25 protein-coding genes are annotated in these 24,415 nt (G+C 27.3%); 16 read left to right on the top strand and 9 right to left on the bottom strand.

The genetic code is table 11. The features are described from left to right. Window positions 1-9: 9 nt before the first annotated feature. The 3 genes from BHYOB78_RS12050 to BHYOB78_RS12040 form a co-directional block, all read right to left on the bottom strand. On the bottom strand, window positions 10-819 hold the full coding sequence (locus tag BHYOB78_RS12050; RefSeq protein ID WP_028331351.1) for a nucleoside phosphorylase: 810 nt from the start codon (window positions 817-819) through the stop codon (window positions 10-12). Between the two features lie 13 nt (window positions 820-832). Continuing rightward, complete coding sequence (gene deoC / locus BHYOB78_RS12045) at window positions 833-1,486, bottom strand: deoxyribose-phosphate aldolase (RefSeq protein ID WP_020064730.1); 654 nt, start codon at window positions 1,484-1,486, stop codon at window positions 833-835. Window positions 1,487-1,699: 213 nt separating this feature from the next. Next, a complete protein-coding gene (locus BHYOB78_RS12040) occupies window positions 1,700-2,815 on the bottom strand; it encodes a DegT/DnrJ/EryC1/StrS family aminotransferase (protein WP_020064731.1) in 1,116 nt (371 codons plus the stop codon). Window positions 2,816-2,992: 177 nt separating this feature from the next. Between BHYOB78_RS12040 and BHYOB78_RS12035 the strand changes: the two genes are divergently transcribed. Beyond that, the gene (locus BHYOB78_RS12035; RefSeq protein WP_020064732.1) at window positions 2,993-3,424 is read left to right on the top strand and encodes an ATP-binding protein; all 432 of its coding nucleotides are present in this window, start codon (window positions 2,993-2,995) and stop codon (window positions 3,422-3,424) included. 532 nt (window positions 3,425-3,956) lie between these two features. Here the strand turns inward: BHYOB78_RS12035 and BHYOB78_RS12030 are convergent. Together BHYOB78_RS12030 and BHYOB78_RS12025 are read right to left on the bottom strand one after the other, a co-directional pair. Next, a complete protein-coding gene (locus BHYOB78_RS12030; RefSeq protein WP_020064733.1) occupies window positions 3,957-5,507 on the bottom strand; it encodes an ATP-binding protein in 1,551 nt (516 codons plus the stop codon). A 106-nt stretch (window positions 5,508-5,613) separates the two neighbouring features. Continuing rightward, on the bottom strand, window positions 5,614-6,093 hold the full coding sequence (locus BHYOB78_RS12025) for an ATP-binding protein (RefSeq protein WP_012671054.1): 480 nt from the start codon (window positions 6,091-6,093) through the stop codon (window positions 5,614-5,616). A 207-nt stretch (window positions 6,094-6,300) separates the two neighbouring features. On the opposite strand from BHYOB78_RS12025, the gene rpmH reads away from it, so the two are divergent. From rpmH to jag, 5 genes are all read left to right on the top strand, one after another. After that, window positions 6,301-6,444 carry a 50S ribosomal protein L34 gene (rpmH, locus tag BHYOB78_RS12020; RefSeq protein WP_008723263.1) on the top strand — a complete coding sequence of 48 codons (144 nt, stop codon included), beginning with the start codon at window positions 6,301-6,303 and terminating at the stop codon, window positions 6,442-6,444. A 28-nt stretch (window positions 6,445-6,472) separates the two neighbouring features. After that, entirely contained in the window at window positions 6,473-6,853 is a 381-nt protein-coding gene (rnpA, locus tag BHYOB78_RS12015) for a ribonuclease P protein component (protein WP_020064734.1), read from the top strand. Next, window positions 6,850-7,059, top strand: coding sequence for a membrane protein insertion efficiency factor YidD (gene yidD / locus BHYOB78_RS12010; RefSeq protein WP_020064735.1), 210 nt, complete (start codon window positions 6,850-6,852; stop codon window positions 7,057-7,059). Before rnpA ends, yidD begins: the two co-directional genes overlap by 4 nt. An 89-nt stretch (window positions 7,060-7,148) precedes the next feature. Then, the gene (gene yidC, locus BHYOB78_RS12005) at window positions 7,149-9,029 is read left to right on the top strand and encodes a membrane protein insertase YidC (RefSeq protein ID WP_020064736.1); all 1,881 of its coding nucleotides are present in this window, start codon (window positions 7,149-7,151) and stop codon (window positions 9,027-9,029) included. Window positions 9,030-9,093: 64 nt separating this feature from the next. After that, window positions 9,094-9,798: an RNA-binding cell elongation regulator Jag/EloR gene (gene jag, locus BHYOB78_RS12000; RefSeq protein ID WP_012671050.1), complete on the top strand. Its 705-nt coding sequence runs from the start codon at window positions 9,094-9,096 to the stop codon at window positions 9,796-9,798. A gap of 453 nt (window positions 9,799-10,251) precedes the next feature. Here jag and galE read toward each other — a convergent pair whose 3' ends face one another. After that, on the bottom strand, window positions 10,252-11,244 hold the full coding sequence (galE, locus tag BHYOB78_RS11995) for a UDP-glucose 4-epimerase GalE (RefSeq protein WP_012671049.1): 993 nt from the start codon (window positions 11,242-11,244) through the stop codon (window positions 10,252-10,254). Window positions 11,245-11,451: 207 nt separating this feature from the next. Here galE and pfkB point away from each other — a divergent pair, with 207 nt between their 5' ends. After that, window positions 11,452-12,378, top strand: coding sequence for a 1-phosphofructokinase (gene pfkB / locus BHYOB78_RS11990; protein WP_020064737.1), 927 nt, complete (start codon window positions 11,452-11,454; stop codon window positions 12,376-12,378). A gap of 181 nt (window positions 12,379-12,559) precedes the next feature. Beyond that, the gene (locus BHYOB78_RS11985; protein WP_012671047.1) at window positions 12,560-13,288 is read left to right on the top strand and encodes a hypothetical protein; all 729 of its coding nucleotides are present in this window, start codon (window positions 12,560-12,562) and stop codon (window positions 13,286-13,288) included. On the opposite strand, the gene ruvC is transcribed toward BHYOB78_RS11985, so the two are convergent. Both ruvC and BHYOB78_RS11975 read right to left on the bottom strand, forming a co-directional pair. Then, window positions 13,281-13,763 carry a crossover junction endodeoxyribonuclease RuvC gene (gene ruvC / locus BHYOB78_RS11980; RefSeq protein WP_020064738.1) on the bottom strand — a complete coding sequence of 161 codons (483 nt, stop codon included), beginning with the start codon at window positions 13,761-13,763 and terminating at the stop codon, window positions 13,281-13,283. The two genes, BHYOB78_RS11985 and ruvC, sit on opposite strands and share 8 nt — an antisense overlap. 42 nt (window positions 13,764-13,805) lie before the next feature. Further along, window positions 13,806-14,549 carry a YebC/PmpR family DNA-binding transcriptional regulator gene (locus BHYOB78_RS11975; protein ID WP_012671045.1) on the bottom strand — a complete coding sequence of 248 codons (744 nt, stop codon included), beginning with the start codon at window positions 14,547-14,549 and terminating at the stop codon, window positions 13,806-13,808. Between the two features lie 300 nt (window positions 14,550-14,849). Here BHYOB78_RS11975 and BHYOB78_RS11970 point away from each other — a divergent pair, with 300 nt between their 5' ends. From BHYOB78_RS11970 to BHYOB78_RS11935, 8 genes are all read left to right on the top strand, one after another. Next, on the top strand, window positions 14,850-15,302 hold the full coding sequence (locus tag BHYOB78_RS11970) for a VOC family protein (protein ID WP_012671044.1): 453 nt from the start codon (window positions 14,850-14,852) through the stop codon (window positions 15,300-15,302). Between the two features lie 164 nt (window positions 15,303-15,466). After that, window positions 15,467-16,732, top strand: coding sequence for an alcohol acetyltransferase (locus BHYOB78_RS11965; protein ID WP_020064739.1), 1,266 nt, complete (start codon window positions 15,467-15,469; stop codon window positions 16,730-16,732). Between the two features lie 5 nt (window positions 16,733-16,737). Next, a complete protein-coding gene (locus BHYOB78_RS11960) occupies window positions 16,738-17,406 on the top strand; it encodes a DUF6320 domain-containing protein (RefSeq protein WP_020064740.1) in 669 nt (222 codons plus the stop codon). A 29-nt stretch (window positions 17,407-17,435) separates the two neighbouring features. Then, window positions 17,436-18,410, top strand: coding sequence for an alpha/beta hydrolase (locus BHYOB78_RS11955; protein WP_020064741.1), 975 nt, complete (start codon window positions 17,436-17,438; stop codon window positions 18,408-18,410). Window positions 18,411-18,574: 164 nt separating this feature from the next. After that, a complete protein-coding gene (locus tag BHYOB78_RS11950; RefSeq protein ID WP_012671040.1) occupies window positions 18,575-18,859 on the top strand; it encodes a hypothetical protein in 285 nt (94 codons plus the stop codon). 24 nt (window positions 18,860-18,883) lie between these two features. Beyond that, window positions 18,884-20,179, top strand: coding sequence for a tetratricopeptide repeat protein (locus BHYOB78_RS11945; RefSeq protein ID WP_020064742.1), 1,296 nt, complete (start codon window positions 18,884-18,886; stop codon window positions 20,177-20,179). 168 nt (window positions 20,180-20,347) lie between these two features. After that, window positions 20,348-22,228, top strand: coding sequence for a GerMN domain-containing protein (locus BHYOB78_RS11940; protein ID WP_020064743.1), 1,881 nt, complete (start codon window positions 20,348-20,350; stop codon window positions 22,226-22,228). Between the two features lie 83 nt (window positions 22,229-22,311). Further along, entirely contained in the window at window positions 22,312-22,629 is a 318-nt protein-coding gene (locus BHYOB78_RS11935; RefSeq protein ID WP_012671037.1) for a rhodanese-like domain-containing protein, read from the top strand. 117 nt (window positions 22,630-22,746) lie between these two features. On the opposite strand, the gene BHYOB78_RS11930 is transcribed toward BHYOB78_RS11935, so the two are convergent. Next, window positions 22,747-24,336, bottom strand: coding sequence for a peptide ABC transporter substrate-binding protein (locus BHYOB78_RS11930; RefSeq protein WP_020064744.1), 1,590 nt, complete (start codon window positions 24,334-24,336; stop codon window positions 22,747-22,749). Window positions 24,337-24,415 lie beyond the last annotated feature (79 nt).

Below are 24,415 nucleotides of genomic sequence, written 5' to 3'. Positions count from 1 at the left end.
TTACTTCTTTCAGCTTTTTTTGTCTTTCTCATTTAATAAAATAATAGCTTCTAATGCTGTTAATATCATATTTTCTATATTATCGCTGTATTCTAAATGAGTACCCATTCTCTCAACCATAGTATTTTCCACTATATGCATTATTCCTCCAGCTCTTACTTTTCTTAAAGATGCGCATGCAAAAAGAGCAGCACATTCCATTTCTGAAGCTATAGCACCGCATAATGTATAATATCTAAGATTATTTTCAAACTTTTCTCTGAAAAAAGAATTTTGAGGTTCTAATTCTCCATAGAAACAGTCTTTACTATGAACAACACCTATATGATAATTGGCATTTATTTTTTTAGCAGCATCTCTTAAAGCAAGCATAACATCAGTATTTGCAATAGCAGGATATTCAAGAGGTATATATTCTTTTGTAGTGCCTTCATCTTTTATTGCAGCCTGAGCTATTGCTAAATCATTAGGCTTTACTTTAAGGCTAAGTCCGCCTGCAGTACCAACTCTTATAAATGTATCAGCACCTACTTTAATAAGCTCTTCCATAGCTATTGAAGCAGAAGGACCTCCTATACCTGTAGAAGTTACAGAAACATCTACTCCTTTATATTTACCTGTTACTGTTACATATTCTCTATAATCTGCTTTTAATTCAGGATTATCCAAAAATTTTGCAATATATCCCACTCTTTTAGGATCTCCCGGAAGAAGTACATATCTTGCAACATCGCCTTTTTTTAATTTTATATGGTATTGAAGGAGATCATTTTTGAATGCCTTTTCATCATAGAATGCTTTAGGTTCTTTATATTCCATAAATAGCTGTCTCCTACTTTAATGCAGATTTCATTATTGCTATTCCGCTGCTTGTTCCAAGTCTGTTAGCACCTGCCTCTACCATTTTTATAGCATCTTCATAAGTTTTTATACCGCCTGAAGCTTTAACTCCCATTTCTTTGCCTACAGCCTCACGCATAAGTTTTACATCATGTTCTGTTGCTCCGCCTGTAGAAAATCCTGTAGAAGTTTTAACAAAATTTGCTCCGCATTCTTTGGCTATTTTACATGCTAATACTTTTTCTTCATCTGTTAAAAGACAAGTTTCTATAATTACTTTTAATACACTAGCATGGCATGCATCTCTTACTTTTTTTATATCTCTTTCAAAAAGATCTATTTTTTTACTTTTTAAGAAACCAACATTTACTACCATATCTATTTCATCAGCTCCGCTATCAACAGCAACTTTTGTTTCATAAGCTTTTGCCTCTTTCATCATAGCACCCAAAGGAAAGCCTACTACAGAACATACTTTTACATCTGAATGCAATAAAAAATTATAAGCTACATTGACATAAGCTGAATTTACACATACAGAATAAAATCCATATTCTTTTGCTTCTATACATAGCTTTCTTATCTCATCTATTGTGGCATCAGGTCTTAAAATAGTATGGTCTATTAATTTATTAAGATTATCCATATTTTCTCCTCATTTAAATATGATATAAAACATTGTTCTATTTGTCAAATTTATTAAGTTATATTACTAGTATAATAAATTAATTTCTTTAAATCATGAAATTACAAAAAAAAGTGAAATATAATTTCCTATTTAAAAGCTAATTCATATAAATAAAATAAAAAAGCAAGTGCCTAAACACCTGCTTTTTTCATTATAATTATATATTTATTATTATTTTACAACTTTTTTTACTGCATCTATAACCATATCTTGTTCTTCTTTAAGAATATCATTATCTATAGGCAAAGCAAGATTATGTTTTGAAGCATATTCAGACACAGGCATATCTCCTTCTTTATATCCTAGTTTTTTTACAAGTATAGGAGCTAAGTGTATAGGATGAGGATAATAAAGTGCAGTAGGTATTCCTAATTCATTTAATTTAGTTCTTACTTCATCTCTATTATTTTCTACCTGTATAACATACTGAGCATGTACGCTTTGAGTATACTCAGCAACTTGAGGGACTTTTACTACATCTTTTAATTTTTCATTATAGTATTCAGCAGCACTTCTTCTATGATCCATATCTGCATCAAAGCCTTTGAATTTCTCAAGCAAAATACCAGCCTGTAAATTATCAAGTCTTCCTGTAGTTCCTAATTTAACATGAATCATTCCGCCTTCATCTCCATGATGACGAAGCTGTTTAAGATTTTTATATAATTCTTCGTTATTAGTAAACACCATTCCGCCGTCACCGAAACAGCCTAAAGGTTTAGCTGGGAAAAATGATGTTACAGCTATATCTCCCAATTTTCCGGAACATGATTTGATATTTTTATAGCTAGCTCCAAATGACTGACAAGCATCTTCTATAACAAATATATTATGCTTCTTAGCAATATCTAATATAACATCATAATTAGCACATTGTCCGAATAAATTAACAGGTATAATAGCAACAGTATTTTTATTGATCAAACTTTCGAGCTTTTTTACATCCATATTAAAGTATTCATCAATATCGCAAACTCTTACTTTCATTCCTAAGAAAGCAGGAGCCTCAGCGGTAGAAAAGAATGTCATAGCAGGTACTATTACTTCTTTTTGAGAATGATCTTCACCAGCATTGAATCCTAATGCTAAAAGAGCAAGTACTAAACCAACATGCCCTGATGAAACTCCTACAGCATATTTAGCACCAGTATAGTTTGATAATTCTTTTTCTAATGATTCTAATTCTTCGCCGAATATAAACTGACTTCTCTCTATAATAGAAGATATTTTTTTATCAATAGCTTCTTTTCTCTTTTCATATCCTCTGTAAAGGTTCATGTATTTCATAAAAAATCCTTTATAAAAAAATAAAATAACAATTAAATTGTATTCAAAATAGAATTAATGTCAATATTTTTATATTTTAAAAAACTTGACAATGAAGCTTATTTTACTATACTTTATAGTTAAATATAATGTAAGTAGTTATAGTACTATAATTTATTATTGCTATAGAGTTGAACTATGAGTATAGAATATTGCGGAAATAAAGTGGAAAAAATATTGTCAGTAAAAATTCCTAGTAATAAGTTATTGGTACCTAAAGTTTCCAATGATTTTTTCGATTTTTTACATTCTAATCAAATAGAAGGATGTGATGCATTTAGAGTAGCTTTTGAGGAGGCTTTAACTAATGCAATAGTTCATGGAAATAAAAATGATTATAATAAAAATGTAAGTATAGATTTTTATATAAATGATGAAATGATTAAGGTCGTTATAGAAGATGAGGGAGATGGTTTTGATTATTTCTCAGCTATGATATGTTTAACAGAGTCTCAGGATAATATTTATAAAGACAGCGGAAGAGGGATATTTCTTATTTCTTTATATACAGATGATTTTTATTTTGAAGATAATGGAAGAAAAATAATAATAAAAAAAAATAGAAATTAATTTATTATTTCTAATAAAAATTGTTTGCATTCAATTATTTATTATATGGTTATATATTTATATTTTTAGTATTTAAAACTATATTTTTTGTTATTTTATTTTCATTTCCCGCCCTTTTGTTTTTTTATTTTTATAGTATTTATTATTTCATTATATTTAGTATTTTGTTTAAGAAAAAGCATGCCCGCCCTAGAGAATATAAAATTTATAATTTAATTAACGCACGGTGGACGGCATTTTTTTAATATATTTAAATTTGAATTCCAATGTTATTAATATTTATAATTTTGCTTAGCGTGCGTTGATTAATATGCTTAATTAAAAAAAATTTTGGGTGGGTGTTATATTTTCTAAGTAGATAATGATGAAATATGAAATTGTATATTTATAAATTGATTGAAAAATAAAAGGGGCGGGGAGTGAAAATAAGTTTTAAAACTTAAATTTCACAGCTTACCTAATATTTGTTTAAATTATTGCATATTAATAATATGAATTCGTTTTGAATTATTAGTCTAATTTAATAATATTATTAATTCTTGCTTGGAATACCAAAAGGCATTCTTAATTTTACTATAGTTCCGGCACCTTCTGAGCTGTCTATATTTATTGTGCCTTGCATAGTATCAAGCAAATCTTTTACAACAGATAAACCAATACCCATTCCGCCATACTCTCTTTCAAATCTAGAATCAGCTTGATAAAATGGTATAAATACTTTTTTTAATTTACTTGGTTTTATTCCCTTTCCTGTATCTTTTACTATTATTTCAATTTCATTAGGTATTATATTTTTCATAGTATGGTAATTAAATAGATCAGGTGAGAAATCAAGTTCTTTTTTTTCTATCGTATCTAAAGGTCTTACATTTATAGATATGGTTCCTGATTTAGTGAATTTGAAAGCATTTGATATTATGCCTTCCATAATAAGTCTGAATCTTTCATGATATCCTATTAATGTAGTACAGTTTTTTTCTATATTCATTTCTATATTTATATTTTTAGGATAAATGAATTTATAACCATCTATGATTATATCAAGTTCTTCTTTTATATTAAATTCAGATACATATTTTGAACTTTCATCATCTTTTAATGCGATCTGTATTAGATTGTTGTTAGTATCATAAAGTTTTTTAATACTTCTTGAAACTATATTAAAGAACTCTTCTCTTTTTTCCTCAGGCATATTATTCTTTTTAAGCAGATTAATATATCCCATTATTTCTGTGAAAGGATGTCTTAATTCATGTGATACAGTAGCTTTAAATTCTCTTATTAATTTATTATAATGTTCAGCACTTTTTTTAAGAGAATTTATTTCATTTAAAAGAGTGTGAAGCCTTTTTTGAAGTATTAAATTATGGTTTTTTTGATGTTCGTATAATATTGAAAAATAAAGCCTATGAAGTCCTATTTCAGTACCTGCATTTTTTATAACACCTTCTTTACACCATCTCATAGCCTTATCAAATGGTACAAAAAAAGATTCTATAGTTTCTTCCATTACAGATCCGTCAGTTTGAATCTCTTTTTTTGGAGTTAATCCTGTTATATCGCATGTGGCAATGTTAATTCTTTCTGTTATAATGCCTGAAGAACTATAATATCTATGCCCTAGTACATTTATCTTTTTTAAATCTACACTATATCCTGTCTCTTCTTCAAGCTCTCTTTTAGCACATTTTTTTATTCCCTGATTAGGATTCTTTTCATTGATTTCATCTTCTTCGAGCATACCAGCAGGGAATTCTAAGAAATTCATAGTATGTTCATCAATTTCTTCCGGGCTTTTTCCTGTCATTACTTTTTCTCTATAATAAACAACAGGTCTGAAAGTGCTTATCATAAGAACATGTATTTGATTATCTATATATGTATATGGTACTATAATAACAGCATCTCTTCCTTTTCTATTTATTATATCACAGTTATATTCTCTGGAAAAAGATCCGTCATCATATTCATTAATAGCCATAAATCTTTCTAAACTTACAAATCCTGTATCTAATTGTATAGGAGGTGATTTACGGAAATATTTAGTATTTTTCACTTTTTTTGTTTTTTTATCATTAGACATAAATTGAATCTCTTTAAAAATTATTTTATTGCTGCTATTAATAAATTTTTATAAAATTATCCGATAACTTTTTCTTAATTTAAAGAAAAGTTTATATTTCAAAAAATTATTCTTTTTTTATTAATTTTGTTAATGTTATAACATTGCCTTTTTTATTGAATTTCACTTCATCAAAGTATGATTTAATCATCATAATTCCTCTTCCGCTTTCACGTGCAAATCCGTCATTATTTATTTTTTTTGCTTCCTGTTTAGGCTTAAATCCAAGTCCTTGATCTTTAACTGCAATAGTAATATTATCTTCTTCTATCTGCAATGTTATTTCTACATTTGTGCTTTTAGCTTTTTCGGTTTTTAAGAGTTCTTTTAATTTTTTATGGTAAATATTTTTTTTAAGCCAGTTTTTTTTGGTTTCATATAAAATATTAAGATTTCCATGCTCAATTGCATTCATAATTACTTCATATAATGCAGCTGCAAATAAATCCATTTCATTACTTGGTATATATTTCTTTACCTCGGTAGATAAATTTTCTATTAATGGAGTAATATCTTCTAATTTATTCTCAAGTAAGTATTTCTTCATCAGATCATTATATCATTAAATGATATAATATCAAATTTATAAATAAAATATATTATAAATTGTGATATATTAATATATAGCTGTTTTTTTGAACCGTTTTTATGTACTTGACAAGACTAAAGTTGTATAGTATAATACACGAGTATATTTGTATAAATTTTTTTACTATGAAATTAATAAAGAAATATAATCTTTAAGGAGACATATATGAAACGAACTTATCAGCCAAGTAAGTTGCGTCGTGCTAGAAAATTCGGATTTTTTAAACGTATGGCAACTAAACATGGACGTGATGTTTTAAAACGCAGAAGAAGAAAGGGTAGATATCGTTTAACTGCAGCAGATGAGTAAAATATTAAGCAATTATTAAGCAGTACTTATGGAAAACTGTTACAGGGAATACTCATTGAAATTATATAGTAAAGAGCGGTTAAAGCACAGAAGCGATATATCAGCATTCTTTAATAATAGCAGCAGTGTTAAAAGAATTTATAATTCTAGATACACTGTGCTCTTATTAAAAAATAATCGCTCATATTCTAGGTTTGCTGTAACTATAAAAAGAAACAAAACTAATTCTGTGGGCAGAAATAGAGCTAAGAGGATAGTTAGAGAAATATATAGAACTCAAAAAGATAAAATTCCTACTGGATATGATTATTTTATTATAGTTAATAGGTTTGATAGTTATAAGCTGCCTTCATTTGATGATTATAAAAGAGACTTATTAAAATTATTTCAGAAGGTTTTGTATATATGAAAAATATTCTTTTGTTTTTGATTTTTTTGTATCAGAAAGCTATTTCACCTTATTTAAGACCTTCCTGCAGATATATACCTTCATGTTCTGAATATGCTAAACAGGCTGTCATTAAATACGGAGCTATAAAGGGTAGTTTTCTTGCAATTGCCAGAGTACTGAGATGTAACCCCCTAGCAAAAAAAATATATGATCCTGTGCCATAGTATTTTTTATATGTTAGACCATCTTCCTTTTTTAATTGCTTAAAGAATTCTTGTTTGTATATTATTGATTTAAGGAGCTTTAACATTTTATGAGCAATAATAAAAGAATGGTTATAGCTATTGGACTTTCCGCTATAATAATGTTTCTATACATGTTCTATCAGGCAAAAACAATGAAGCCTGTTTATAATTCTAATGTAAGTACAAATTCAAATGCTGTCAGTAATAATAATAATAATAATATAACTTCTGAAAACATTCTATTGAATACTGCTCAAATGCAAAAAATAGAAAAGATAGAAAATACAAATGCTGTAATAAATGATAATGAAAAAATACTTGAAAATGAGTATGTTATAGCAACTTTTAAAAATGGTTCTTTGTATTCATATAAATTAAAAAATTATTATCCGCAGGATTTAGGGGCAGATGCTACTAATGAAATTATTGATATGGTGGAGCAGGTTTATGAAGGTATTTATCCTTTTACTGTAACTTTTCAAAACCTATCAAATTCTATAGCAATACCTGAAAATTTGGATTATCAATTAATAGAAGAAAGCGGCGATAAAGTTTCATATTCTGCTAATGCTATTATTGATAATACAGAAGTTAAAATAACTAAAACTTTTACTTTTGGTGAAGATCCATATCAGTTAAAAAATTCTGTTAATATAGAAAATGTAGGTGAAAAAGATCTTTCTCTATTTTATTCATATTTTCTCGCTACAGGTATAGGTCCATACAGAACAGATAAAAATGCCATAAGAGAAGATGCTACTAAAGCACAATATTTGATAAAAGGAAATGGTAAATCTAAAATATTATTAACAGGAGATATAGTAAAAGATAATATTTTCTCAAGATTATTTGGATTTGGTAATTCTTCAAAGGGAATCAAAACTAATCAGATGAGATATGCTATATATGAAGGTGAGGATAAATGGGTAGCTTTGAATAATAGATATTTTGCTATTATTTCTTCTCCTGCACAATCTAATAATACTGTTTTTGAAACTATGACTTTTTCTAAGCCTTCAACTAATGAATATAGAAATGATTTTCATGTAGCAAATTTAATGTCTAAACATACTATTAAAAGCGGTTCTTCTATTACTGATAATTATTCAGTATTTATGGGACCTAAAGTAAGAAGAACTTTTTCTAAGTATTATTTAGAAGAATCTTATGAATCTATATTCCAAGAATCTTTCTTAGGACTTAATTTAAGACCTTTAACTTATATATTAGATGTTATTCTTAATGCTCTGTATAATATTACAAAGAATTATGCATGGGCTATATTGTTGTTTACATTCTTATTTAAGCTTGTAACTTTTCCGCTCAATCATGCTTCTTATAAATCTATGAAAAAGATGCAATTGGTTAATCCTAAAATAGAGCGCATAAGAGAACAATATAAAGATAATCCTGATAAATTAAATGCTGAGATAATGGCTATTTATAAAAAAGAGAAGATTAATCCTTTAGGCGGATGTCTTCCTATGTTATTGCCATTTCCATTGTTAATAGCATTTTTCTATCTTATGCAGTCTATGGTAGAATTAAGGAATACTCCATTCTTATGGATAACAGACCTTTCTTCTCCTGATAAATTATTTGTATTTCCGGCAGGCATACCTATATTAGGAGGTTTTAATTTTAACTTATTCCCTATAGTGATGGCATTGACTAGTTATTTAAGTATGAAATTGCAGCCTTCGTCTTCAGCAGGAAATTCTAGTGCAGCTGCACAGATGAAGATGATGACTACTATTTTCCCGCTTATGATGCTTCTTATGTTCTATAACTTTGCAAGCGGACTTGCTTTATATTGGACAGCACAGAATATATTTGGGGTTGCTCAGCAGTTTATAACTTCAAAGATAGATAAATCTAATACTAATGAAATAGTTGAGGAAGAAGAAACAAAACAGATAGGTAAAAAGAAAAAAAGAAAAAAGAGATAATGGTTATTAACAAATTAAAAGCGATATAAAAAATGTTGCTTTATCATATAGAAAGGAGGATACTATGTTAGTAAAAGAGTTTAGTGGTAAATCAGAAAAGGAAGCCGTTAGTAAGGCACTGGAGGAACTTAATCTTACGGAAGATCAGGTTAGAATTGAGGTAATAGATAAGGGTAAACGAACATTGTTAGGTTTTGGAGAAGAATCTCCTACTATTATAAGAGTTTATTATGAGGAAATTTCTACAAATTTAGGTGAATTTCAATCTATAGTATCTAATATTTTAAAATATATGGGCGTTGATGCTGAGGTTACTGCTAAAGAAGAAAGTGAAAAAAGAATTTATATTAATATTTCTACAGAGGACTCTGGTGTTTTAATAGGTAAAAAAGGTGCTACTTTGGAAGCTTTACAGTTTATTATTTCATTGATAGCTTCTAAAAAATTCAATGATGATACTGAAAGGCATATTATATTAGATGTTGATGGATACAGAGAAAGACGCGAAGAAACTTTAAAGCATATTGCTCGTCAGGCTGCTCAGCAAGCTAAAAAGACTAGAAGAGTTGTAGCTCTAGATCCTATGTCGCCATATGAAAGAAGAATAATACACTTAGAACTTCAAAATGATAATGATGTTGAAACTAAGAGTGATGGTGAACCGCCATACAGAAGTGTAAAAGTATATTCAAAAAGAAAAGGCGGTTACAACAATAAAAGATATAATGACAGAGGCGGTTATAATAAATCATATTATAGAAACAGATAATCATTATATGATTTAATTAATAAGGGGGCTTTTTAAGCCTCCTTTTTTTATATATTAAAATTTTATTCTAATTCCCCGCCCTATATATTTATTGCCTTTATTTCACATATTTATATTCTTTATTTTGTTAACTAACACAAAAAAGCACAACCCACCCAAGCTTTTGATTAGATTTTTGGCTATCTAAACGCACGGTGAGTAGATTTTATTATATAATTTAAATTTGAATGATTAATTAATTTATATATTTAGAATTGCTAAACGTGCGTATTTGTAAATCTGTATTTTTAAATAATCTAGGGCGGGCATGTTTTTTTAATTATAGCCTTAAAGAAATAAAAACAAAAATTTTATAAATTAATTGAAAAGCATAGAGGGTGGGAAATTAGAATAAAGCTATAAAAAAGGGACTTAATTTAAGCCCCTTTAATTTTTTATTGTTATAAATAAATATTATCTGTCATTATATCCGTTAGGATGATTTTTATGCCAATTCCAAGCAGTTTGTACTATAGTTTCTAATGAGTCTATAGTAGGAGTCCAGCCTAAAACTTCTTTCGCTCTCTCACTGCTTGCAATAAGCTCTGATGAATCTCCGGCTCTTCTAGGACAAACTTCTGCAGGTATAGGATGTCCTGTTACTTTTCTAGCTACTTCAATAACTTCTTTTACACTAAATCCGTTTCCATTACCCAAATTACAAGCAACACTTTTTCCGCCTTTCTTTAAGTAATTCATAGCTGCAATATGTGCTAAAGCCAAATCGCAAACATGTATATAATCTCTTAAACAAGTTCCATCAGGAGTAGGGTAGTCATCACCGAATATTTTTATGGATTCTCTTTTTCCAAGCGGTACTTGAAGTATTAATGGTATCAAATGTGATTCAGGTTTATGATCTTCACCAATATGTCCGTCTGGGTGAGCACCTGAAGCATTAAAATATCTTAAAGCCACATAATTAAAATCATAAGCTTTAGTATACCAAGAAAGTATTTTTTCTAATGCTAATTTACTATCTCCATAAGGATTAGTAGGTTCTTTTCTGCAATCCTCTTTTAATGGTATAGCTTCTGGTTCTCCATAAACTGCAGCTGTAGAAGAAAATATAAAATTCTTTACTTTTGCTTTAAGCATTGCATTAAGAAGATTAATAGAATTAGATACATTGTTATGATAATATTTAGCAGGATTTTGTACACTTTCTCCTACTTCTATATAAGCACATAAATGCATTACAGAATCAATATCATGACTTTTAAAAATTTTATCAAGTAAATCACTGTCTCCTATATTTCCCTGATAAAAATTCTTGCAGTCTTTAATAGCATCTTTATGCCCATATTCTAATGAATCTATTATAACAGTTTCTATATTCTGTTTTAAAAGTTCATTAACTACATGTGAGCCTATATATCCGGCTCCTCCGCATACTAAAACAGCCATATTAATACTCCAAATTAAAAAGTTTTATTATATAAATAAAGTATAATTAAATTACAAAAAAAGTCAAAGAATTATTTTTTATATATTTTTACTTTGATTAAGTAAAATATGATAATAGTTTTTTATTGTAATTGATATTTTATTTTTTTATTTTTTCGTATATACTTCTATGTAATTAATATTATTTACTAAAAAAGAGGAGTTTTCATGATTTATACTTTAACATTAAATCCAGCAGTAGACTATTACATAGACATGAATAAATTTGAAGAGGGAGAATTAAATAAAGTAAATAACTCTTATACTTTAGCCGGAGGTAAAGGAATAAATGTTTCTAAAGTATTGAAAAATTTTGGAATTGAATCCATTGCTCTAGGATTTTGCGGAGGTTTTACAGGGGAATATATAAAAACAGATTTAAATAAATATGGAATTAAAGATAACTTTATTTCTCTTGCACAAAATACTAGAATCAATGTGAAAATAAAAACAGAAAAGAAAGAAACAGAAATAATGGGTAAATCTCCTAAAATATTGCCTGAAAATATAGATGAATTACTTTCTATTATAGACAATATTCAAGATAATGATATATTAGTTCTTTCAGGAAGTGTGCCTAGTTCTGTTAAAGAAGATATTTATAAAGATATTATACAAAAAACAAAATCAAAAAATAATGTAAAAATAATATTAGATTCAAGAGAGAATGCTTTTAAAATAGCAGTGAAAGAAAATGTTTTTCTTACTAAACCAAATAGAAAAGAATTATCTGAATATTTTGGAAGGGATATAAGAACAGTATATGATATTATAACTTATGCTAAGCAATTAGTAGAAGACGGCAGTGAGAATGTTATAGTATCATTGGGAAAAGATGGTTCTGCTTTAGTTAATAAGGACGGCTCTTATATAGGTAATGCTCCTGATGGAAAGCTTATAAGTTCTGTTGGTGCCGGAGATGCTATGGTAGCTGGTATTGTATATGGTATAAGTAAAAATTTAAGTATACTAGATTCATATAAATATGCTATAGCTTCAGGTACTGCTACAGCTTTTAATGAGGGGCTTACAACATTTGAAGATATGAATAATTTACTTGATAAAGTAGAAATTAAAGAAATTAATTTAAAATAAAAATAACATTTATTTTATTATTTTTTATTGCAGCAGAGAGCTAAATTATTAGTTTTCTGCTGTTTTTATTTTGATATGTAAACTAAAATACACAAAATTTTTTTTTAATTTCATATTTATTATTGATTTTAATTGAGAAAACTATCATAATATAACTATAGAGAAGTAAATGGAGTTGTTTATGTACATAATAAATAGAATTATTATTGCTATGATTTTTATCAGTTCTTCTATATTATATTCGCAGTATTATTCAATTGGTAAATGGCATTTGGTTGAAAAAATAGATCCTATAACAGATGAAAAAGAAATTTCTATTTTTATAAAAAAGCAGGAACAAAATAGTTTAAACTTCAATACTTTAATGATAAAAGTAAACAGTAATTCTATTAATATTAATTTATATACTCCTTCTTTGCTTTTTAAACAGCGTATTAATGATAATGATAAAATAGATCTCATATATAGATTAGGTAAAAATGAACCTAGAAATACATCTTTAAATAAATATGGTGAAAGCGAATTTTATTCATTAACAAATTCGCAAATTGCAAGTCAGAAAAGTTTAACTCTACTTAAGGAGTTATTGTATAATAGTACTTTAGCCGTAAGAGCTTTAGAAACTATAGGCAGTGCAAAGTATACATATACTTATGTTTATGATTTAGAAGAATTAAAAGATATTTTATTATATGCTGATTTTAGCGGCACTATATTAGAGAATTATAAAGCAGAATTTGAATCTATACTAGAAAATCAAAGATCAACAGATGAAAGTTCTCAAGACTCAGAAACATCAGAAAATTCAGAAACATCGGAAACATCAGAAGACACTGAAACACCTAAGACTAATCATAAAGATAATATATATTTGATAGATGATATTAATTATGAAAAACCTATCATTTGATATCATTGAATATTCTGTTTCTTGAGGCATGAGCCAAGGCAATAGCTACAGCATCGGCTGTATCATCTTGAATAATATTAGAGCCTGTGAATAGGTTTACCATTTTCATCATGGCATCTTTATTTGCATTTCCATTGCCTGTTATTTGAGACTTTACCTCTTTCGGTTTGTATTCCTGAAACTCAATGTTATTAAGTGTTAAAGCTAATATTATAACGCCTCTAGCTTCGGCAACTTTTATTGCGGTTTTAGTATTTTTAGAGAAAAATAATTCTTCTATTGCGGCATTAGAAGGCTTATATTTTTTTATAAGTTCATCTAATTGAGTATATATAAAAGAAAGTCTTTGATTATATTCTTGATTTTGAAAGGTTTCAATAAGCCCGGAATCCACTATTTTATATGCAGAGTTTTTTGCTTCTATAAAAGCATATCCGCATCTAGCAAATCCCGGGTCTATTCCTAAAGTTATCATAAAGATATTAATTGCTTTTGATTGTTTATTTTATGATAATTATTATTCTTCTATTAAGTTATCAGTGATTTCTAAGTTAGTAGCTACAGCAGAAACATCATCATGGTCTTCAAATAAACCTATGATTTTCATAACTTTTTTAGCATCATTTTCAGCTATAGTCATAGTATTATCAGCAACGCGTACAATTTCAGCACTTTCAGGTTCTATACCTTTAGCTTTTAAAGCATCAACTATAGATGATAAAGTTTCCATAGGTCCAGTGATAGTAAATACTTCTTCATCTTGTTCTATATCTTCAGCGCCGGCATCAAGTACTATATCCATTAAACTTTCTTCAGTATTTCCAGCAGCAGGTATCATTACAACAGCTTTTTTCTTAAACTGCCAAGAAACTGCACCGTTTTCTGCCAAGTTTCCGCCGTTTTTACTGAATATAGATCTTATTTCAGCAGCAGTTCTATTTTTATTATCTGTAGCAACGTCTACAATGATAGCAACTCCGCCTGGAGCATAACCTTCATAAGACATTTCTTCGATATTAGCACCTTCGCCTGCTCCAGCACCTCTTTTTATAGCTCTGTCTATATTATCATTAGGCATGTTAGTACCTTTAGCTTTTACTATAACCATTCTTAATCTTGCATTCTGGTCTGGGTCTGGGCTTCCGCCTTCTTTTACTGCGATTGTTATTTCTTTTGCTATTTTTGACCAAATTTTACCTTTTTTTGAGTCATTTGCGGCTTTTTTATGTTTAATACTAGCCCACTTGGAGTGTCCTGACATATTACACCTCTGTTTATTAGATTTTTTATTTATAGATTATTTATTCGCCATAATTATATATCAAAATACAACTATTGTCAACTTATAATGTATATTTTGATTGATTATCATATTTATATTCTTATACACCGCACGCATAGCAGAACTTTAAATATAGATTAATTTAAAAATATGATTTAAATTTATATATGATAATTCATTCACCGTGCGTTAATAAAATTTAATTTTATTAAATATATTTCATATTATTTTATTTTTTGTTAGAATTATATTGATAAAATTTTATTAGGAGTGAATTTTATGTTAAAGGAAGTAATGCATATAGGTCTTACAGTAAGCGATATGGAAAGATCTATTAATTTTTACAGAGATGTTTTAGGCTTAACATTAATAGGAGAGGCTTTAATGGAAGGCGAAGAAACAGATGCTCTTTTTGCAATGAATGACTGCAAAGTAAAAATTGCTTATCTTAACGGCAGCGATAATATAATAGCTCCTCCTATAGAATTATTGCAATTTATAAGTCCTGAAACTATAAAAGATGAATCTAAATTAAATAAAATTTCTACGTCTGAAATATGCTTCAGAGTAGATAATATAGAAAAAGTATATAAACATTTAATTGATAATAATGTAGAATGCTTATCATCGCCTCAGGAATTCGATTTTACTTCTTACGGATTTTCAAAGAGTAAGGCTTTATATTTCAAAGATCCTGATGGTATAATATTAGAGTTGATGCAAACATTTTAAATTTTAATATATATAATGCCATTTGTTTTGTATGATAAGATATACCAAAAAAATAAGGTAAATATGAACTATAATATACTAAATATATTTTTTATGCCTAATTTAATTATTGAAAAATAAAGCAAATGATTTAAAATATTAATATTAAATTATGGGCGATTATTATGAAACATCTTTATAAATTGGATAATGCTGCTAAACTTTTCGTTTCTATAAAAAATAAAAAAAATATACCAATATTCAGAGTATCCGTTGTTCTTAGCGAAGAGGTTAATCCTCAAATACTTCAGAATGCATTAGATATCACAATAAAAAGATTTCCGACACTTTCGCTTATGATAAAGAAAGGACTTTTTTGGAATTATTTTGAAGAAAATCATAGAAGATTGATCGTAGAAGAAGATAAATATTACCCTTGCTATAATATAAACAGCAAATTAAATAACGGATATCTTTTGAGAGTAGGGTATTATAAATATAGAATCTTTACAGAAGTTTATCATTCTCTTGCTGATGCTACAGCTTTAATAAGTTTTTTAAAATCTTTACTATATCATTATTTTGTTTTGCTAGGAAAAAATATTGATGATAAAAATGATGATATATTTAAAGATACTGTTCCTATAATGGCAGACTATGATGACAGTTTTTATGTGCATACTAAAAATAAAATAGAAACTAAGAAAGAAAAAAAGATAAAAAATATTTATTTGATTAAAGGAAAGCCTTTAAAATTTTATGGCGATAATGTAGTTCATGGAATATTGAGTTTGAAAAGTATAAAAGAAGAAAGTAAAAAGCATAATACTACAATAACATCTTATATATTATCAGTTTTGGTTTATTCTATTTATGAAACTAGAATAAAAAACAGACTTGACGGAAAAAATATAGTTATGTGCGTGCCTGTTAATTTAAGAAGCATATTTCCTTCAATATCTTTAAAAAATTTCTTTGGTGTTGCTAATATATTGATTGCCACAGACAAGGAATTAACTTTTGATGATATTATAATGATTACAAATAGAGAGATGAAAGATAAAATCAGTAAGGAAAGACTTCAGAACTTTATATATGAGAATACGAAATTAGAAAATAATATATTTGCAAAGTTTATACCTTTAGTTATTAAAAATTTTATAGTTAATTTGGCATTTGAACTTTTTGAAGATAAAATGAAAACTATGACCGTATCGAATTTTGGAAGTATATCCTTGCCTGATGATATGAAAGATTATATAAGTCATTTTGAAGCTGTTGTATATCCTACAATAAACAGTCCTTTAAATTGCGGCTTATGCAGTTTCGATGATAAATTATCTATTACATTTAATAGAACAGTAATAGAAACTGATATAATAAAATATTTTTTTAGATATATATCTAATATTACAGAAGTGGAAATTTATTCTAATGATTACGGAGTATAAATAAAATGGCTTATTGTAATAACTGCAGATTAAAAGTAAAAACTAATAAAAATATATGTCCTTTATGTTTGAAAGAATTAAATAATAATGATAATACTATAATAAATGAAGAATATCATTCTTATGAATGGTTTTATAAAATGCAGAAAAAAATCAATGCTCAGAAAATAGTTTTGATTTCATCATTAGCAGCAATAATAGCTTTGATAATAGTAAATATTTCAACTAATTCAAAATATAATTGGGCTGTAATATCTGTTATATCAATATTATCTGCATATTTTACATATGTATGTTTTACAGCGGATACTTTATATTTAAGACAAAAATTACTTATAGAGTTTTTTATACTTATGCCTATTGTTATTGTAGTGGATATGTGTACCGGATTTTATAAATGGTCATTTAATTATGTCATTCCTTTTTTATCGCTTGGTTTAAATATTGCTATGTTTTTTATTGCAGTTATAGATAGAAAATATTTTAATGAATATGTTTCTTATATAATGTCTGCTTCATTTATATCAATATTAATGATAATTCTACCTTTATTTAATTTTGTATTTTGGAGCAGTTTATCAGCTTTGGGAGGAGGAATAATAGTTATTTTAGCTATGCTTATATTATTTAGAATTGATTTTATTTCATCTATAATAAAGATTTTTCATATATAATTTATAATTTTAAGTTAAGGAGTATTCTTATGGAAGATAATAAAAAAGAAGAAAAAGAGCAAATAAAAAAAGAAAAAGAACAAAAGAAACTTGAAGAAAAAAAATCCAAATTGGAAAGAAAACAGAAAAAAATAGAGGAAAAGATAAGAAGAAAAAATTTACTTGGCGAGTATCTCACTTATCCAAGTATGGCTGTTAATTTTATAAAAGCTGATAAGAAAATAAAGCCTGAAAAGTATATATTTGATAAAAATAAGGCCCAATATATATTATATTTTGCACCTCAGTTAAAAGAAAATGAAAGTCCAAAGAAACAGGTTATAGTTTATTTATATGGCGGAGGCTGGAGAGAGGGTAATGCTAATTTATACAGATTCGTTGGAAGAAGATTTGCAAAAGAGAAATTCCATACTATTTTATTAGGATACAGATTAAGTAAAAAATATAAATACCCCGCTCAAATAGAAGATGTATTTGCAGGATTTAATAAGGCACTAGAAGTTTTGAAAAATAAGAATATTGATTATTCTGATATTATAGTAATAGGTTCATCAGCAGGTGCACATTTGGGAGCTTTGCTTGTATACCATAAGGAAATGCATAAGAAATACAATATAGATTCTAATATTTTTAAAGGATATGTATCGCTTGGAGGACCAACTGATTTAAATGTATGTACTAATGATATAATAACTCCTATGCTTGATCAGCTATTTGAAGAGGAATATAATAGAGAAGATGCTAATCCTTATAATCATATAGACGGAAGCGAGAAAACAAAGGTATTATGCGTTCATTCAGAATTGGATCCTATTTGTGATGCTGATAATTCAATTAATTTTTCTAATAAGGTTAATAGCTTTCATGACGGCTTGGCTGAGTGTATTATATTTGATAATAAAAATATTTATCATAATAATTTAGTTAATGGTATATTCTTTGAGGCTATGGACAGTGAACATATATTGGATAAAGTATTTAAATGGATTGAAAAGTTAAATTAAATGTATAAAAATTTAAATGCTAAACATTAATTTCAATCATACGATATATTTTAACAGCTGCATCTGAATTTTATTAGTAAATTTATTGTAAATTTTAATATATGAGTATAAATTCATTGCAATTTTTTTACTATATTTTATAATTTGATTAGAGGTATAACTTAATGGTTGAAAAAGTAAAAGATTTTTACAGGACGAAAAAGATTTTATTTTTCATAATTTTATTTGTTTGGTTATTATTAGTAATACTCTCTGGAATATTAATAGGTTCTTGCTCTAAACCTAAAGTAATACCATTAAGTCCGGAAGAGGAAAACTCAAAAGCCATCAATCTTCTTAAAGAGGATGAGGAAAAAATTTTAAAAGGCGAAATGTTATCTACAAAAGAAAATCTGAATTTTGAAGATTTAGAGTACTCAAGAAACTTTGTAGAAAGCCGAAAAAAATAATACTAACTTTTAGGAGAGAAAATTATGCGTGTTTTTTTATGTTCTTCTATTGTTGCAATGTTTGTTGTGATCAATGCAGCATTTGCTCAGGAAACAATTACTGTACAGCCGGATGATCAGGTTGTAACTAATGCTTCTTCCGTTCGTATGAAAAATGGTCCTATAGAAGCTGATTTGGTTAAGTCTGTAGATTTATCTGAAAATACACTTTTCTCAATAAAATTGAATGCTACTAACTTTGACAGATATATTCGTATAACAAGCTATTCTACTAATCTTGACTTCGTAAGATTTACAAGAGATAAAACTAATGCTTTCCTTACTTTCAGAACTTTGACTGCAGGTATAGGAAAACTTGATTTCCAAGTTGATAATGAAGAAAGTATCATAAGAAAATATTTCTATACTATAAACGTAACTAATAGTCAGGGCATAGCTTCTATGGAAACTAATGCTATATTAGATCCTGATAATGACACTAACACTATGTCTACTAATGATATGATGATGACTAATGATGTTATGACTGATGATATGATGGATACTAACAATACAGATACTAATATGGTTAATACAAATGATGTAGTTCCTAATGATGCAAATCAGACTAATCAGGCAGCAAATAATGCTCAAACTTCAATAATAAAAAAAGAAACTGATAAGCCTGCTAAAGCAGTTGAAACTAATCCTGAAATCATAGCATTATTCAATTCAGCAGAAGAATTAAAAAATGTTAAAGATTATGAAAATGCAATCAATGCTTACAGCAATATTATAACTTCATATCCAAATTCTAAATATTCTGTATACAGTCATTTTAGAATAGGAGATATTTATAATCAAAAGAAAGATTATAACAATGCTTTTAATATGTATAATGAAGCTTCAAAATTAAAAAATAGCGGCAATAATGAAAAAGCAGCAGCTATATATTCTATGGGCGTTATGAAAAAATCTGAAAATAAACATGATGAAGCTATAGTATATTTTAATGATGTAATGAACAATTATTCTCAAACTCCATTATACGGAAATGCTGTTTATGAAATGGCTGATAGTTTGAAACAGCTTGGAAGAATTTCTGACGGTGCTAATATATTAGAGAAATCTTTAGAAAAAAATGTAAAATTTTCTAAACGCGGAGATTCTATACTTCTTTTAGCTGAAATATATGAAAAAGGCAATAACAATATAAGAGATTTTGAAAAAGCTTACAAAACTTATAATCAATATTTAGCTGAATATCCTACTTCTTCTAAAGCTAAATATGCTAATGACAGAAAAAATTTCTTATCACGCAATGCTGTTCATTTACAATAAAAAATAATTAAATAAGAATAAATTACCCTTTTAGAAATTTAGTTTTCTAAAAGGGTTTTTTTATTAAAATGTCAATATATTCAATTTGTCTCCCAGTAAAATAAATTCTAATAGCATTCAGTTTTTTATCGATAATTTAAATGATATATAATACTCTGGAGTAAACAAGTGCCAAGATACGAGCAGCTTAAATCAAAATCTAAAAGTATATCATATACGAGACAAATTAGAAACGAAAGTAAAGAAATAAATTTGAAAAAACCTATAATTATTTCTGTAACTTTTATCATCGCAGCAGCTTTGATATTTACAGTTGTGAAAAAATATTCTCCTATGGTAGATATAGCTATAAAAGATTTCTTTTCTATTAATCATAAAGAAGCAATGCTGTTAGAAAGTGATGGTGTTACAGAAGATCAAAATAAAATGAGCTTTTTAAATAATATACCATTATTTAACTTCTTTATAAAAGCAGATACAAATGAAACTCTATCTGTAATGGCATATGAAACAAATTCCAAAATAGAAACTTCTTTGGATATGATGTCTGAAAATATTACAAACTCGGGTATAATAACTAAAGAATCTTTGCTTCCTTTCTTTAATAACAGCGGAAGTAATAATTCTATACTTTATGACAGCGGATATGTAGATTATGGAAATAATCATGAATCTGTTATACATTCAAATAATATGAATACATTAAATAGAATACCTGAAAATGATGCTGCAAATAATAGTGAAGAAAATATCATTGTTGCAGATATAGAAAATACTCATACTCAAGAAGAGAAAACATATAATTATCTTGAGCAGATGATATTAGAAAATAGACAGAATAATAATGTTCAAAATACCAATATACAAAATAATACAGAAACTAAAAAAGGTATATTCGATGATATTTTAAAGCCAAAAGATAATATTACAAAAAGAGAAACAACAACTATGAAGCCGGCATCAACTACTACTTTCAGTACAAAGCCTCCGGCTAGCTATGTAGAAAATACTAAGAAAGATAATATAAATACAAATGAAAGTTATAATTTTGATATTGATAAATATTTGAATAATAATGATAAAGAAAGAGTAGTAAATAACAATCAAGTTAATAATAATACGCTAAATAATGATATAAAAGAAAATACAATAAATGATAATACTAAAAAATCTGCAAACAATACTATAGTAAATAATAATACAAAGCCAAATAGAAAAGATATAATGCAGACATCTGTTTATACAATGACTAATTCTTTGGATAAACCCAATATTGATTATAATAGAGTAATAAAAGATATGGTTAATCCAAATAATAATAATCCTGTAAGAGAAAATAATACTATAGTAAATAACAGCAGGGAAAATAATAACAATTCAATAATAAATAAGCCTGCAGATGAAGAAAATAATACAATAGAAAGTATAGAAAGCACTATAGCAAAAAATAATGAATTAAAAGATAATATAAAAGAAACCTCAGTATTGAAAAATGATAATATAATAAAAAATAATAATGCTGAATATAAAAAAGAAATTATTAAAAAAGCTCAGAATGATATAAATAATTATAATATAAAAAAAGCTAATAATAATATTACTAGAGATATAAAAGAAAGAAAACTCAAAGAAAATAGTAATGAAGGAATATATTTAGTTGAATACAGCGAATCTACAGGCTCTATAACATTGATATTTAGAGAAAGAAAATTTAATAATAAATCTTCTGTAGAGGAAGCCATAAAAGAATTATTGATTGGTGCTACTGACGAAGAAAATAATAGAAATATAATAAGCTGCATACCTAAAGATACCGAATTGCTCGATATATTCATTGAGAATAATACAGTATATTTAAATTTCAATGAGAATTTTGAATTTAATCCTTTAGGAAATGAAGGAACTATGGTGCAGATTTATCAGTTAGTATATACAGCTACTCAATTTGAGGGTATAGATAATGTTATATTTCTTATAAATGGTCAGCTAAATGAAACTATAGGGGCTGAAGGTGCTATAGAGAATATGCCTTTCACTAGATTTGAGTAAATTTAATAAAGTATATATTGATTTTATATATATTTATGTTATAATATACCTATAGTATGTATATTAAAAAATAGGTGTTTATAATGTTAAAATCTTTAAATGTTCAAGAGGCTGCTGATTTAATAAAGTCAGGTAATGATATAAAGTTATTAGATGTAAGAAGCAAAATGGAAGTTAATATGACAGGAGCAATAGAAGGAAGCATATTAATAGATTTGAATGATCCGATATCCGAAAAATTAGTTAATGATTTAGATAAGTCAGGAAAATATCTTTTATATTGTGCTACAGGTGCTAGATCAGAGGCTTTGGCTCATTATATGGATAGAAACGGATTTAAAGAAATATATAATCTAATTTATGCCGGACACAGTCAATTAGCAATGGCCTTAGCAAAATAATTAATAAAAATGATTAGAAAATAATAAAGAAAGTTAGTATTCAAAAATCAAATACTAACTTTTTTTATTATTATGCTTTAATTTAATAATCGAAAAAATATATTTAAAATATAATTTTTATTCTATATACGAATAAAAAAATCTTCTTATTTCTAAAGTATCAACTAAAACATTTTTCAATTTAGTATTTTGCATTGAACAAGATGTATAATGATAAATAGGTATAAAAGCCATATCTTCACCTATTAGTTTATCTTCAGCCTTATGCATATTAGCCATTCTTATATTGTTATCAATAGTGTTTTTAGCCTCTAATATAAGTCTGTCATATTCAGGATTATTGTATCCTACTCTGTTTCCTGCACTTGTACTAACGAATAGATCAGCAAAAGTCATAGGATCAAGATAATCTCCTATCCAATCAGCTCTGCATACCACATAATTTCTTGTCTGTCTGTTCTTTTGAAATACTGACCATTCTTCCTGAGTGATAGTCATATCTATATTTAGATTCTCTTTCCACATTTGCTGAATAGCTTCTGCTATTGTAATGCCTGTTCCTGGATTTGTTTTAAATTCCAATACAGGGAAATTTTCTCCATTAGTATATCCTGCTTCTTCTAAAAGTTTTTTTGCTTCTTCGATATTCGCTTGATAATCTTCTTTTTTAACGCTGTAATATCCGCCTCCATTTTCTCTGAAATCACCTTTTACATCTTTCAAGCCATAAGGTATAAAAGCAGCCGCAGGTTTCTCTCCGCCTTTTGTGATATTTTCTACTATATAGTTTCTATCTATAGCTAAAGCTAATGCTCTTCTTACTCTTTTATCTTTTAAAACTTCATTTGTATTATTCAAAGCATAATAAGCTGTTCCTAAAGAATCTGTTGTAACTAAATATCCTTCCTCTCTTAGCAAATCTATATCTGTAGTAGGTATTTTATATGAATATAAAATAGAGCCTTCTTTCAAAGCAGCATAAGCAGTGGATACATCAGAGAACATTATAAAATCTATTCTTTTAGCTATCATAGCATCTTTATTCCAATAATTAGTATTCAATTCTAATGATATTATCTCATCAGGTTTTCTTTTTATCATTCTATATGGACCATTACCTATGTATGTATTAGTAGAGAAAGTCCAATCATCACTTATAAATTCTTCTCTAAGAGGTGAGAATATAGGAATAGCTGCTAATTCCAAAAAATATGCTGTAGGGCTTTCAAAATATATTTCTAAAGTTTTTTCATCTAATGCTTTTATTCCGAGCTCTTCTACAGGAAGTTCTCCTTTAAGTATTTTATCAGCATTTTTTACAGGAGTTATTAAAAAGCTGTATGCTGATGCTGTTTTAGGATCTGCTAATCTTCTGAAAGAATATACAAATTCATCTGCAACAACATTTTTTCCATCAGACCATTTAGCATTATCTCTTAAATGAAATGTAATAGTAAGTCCGTCTTCAGATATATCCCAACTTTCAGCAACTCCTCCTATTATGTTTCCATTTTCATCTTTTGATGTAAGTCCTTCAAATACATGTACTGCATAGATCATACTGTCTATTGCTGACAAAAATGAAGGATCTATACTTTGAGGTTCTGCCCCAATACTTACTCTTATAGTTTCAACGCCATCCTGATCATTACCGCATGATATCAATAATAAACAAAGTGTGATTAATAAACAAATTATTTTTTTCATAGAACTCATCCAATATAATAAATTATTATGTTAACATATTATTTATATCCTAATATAAATATTTGTCAATAACTAATTA

Source organism: Brachyspira hyodysenteriae ATCC 27164, assembly GCF_001676785.2.
Taxonomy (GTDB): Bacteria; Spirochaetota; Brachyspiria; order Brachyspirales; family Brachyspiraceae; genus Brachyspira; species Brachyspira hyodysenteriae.
Note: the sequence above shows the minus strand (reverse complement) of the source record. Positions and strands in the feature narration are given on the sequence as shown.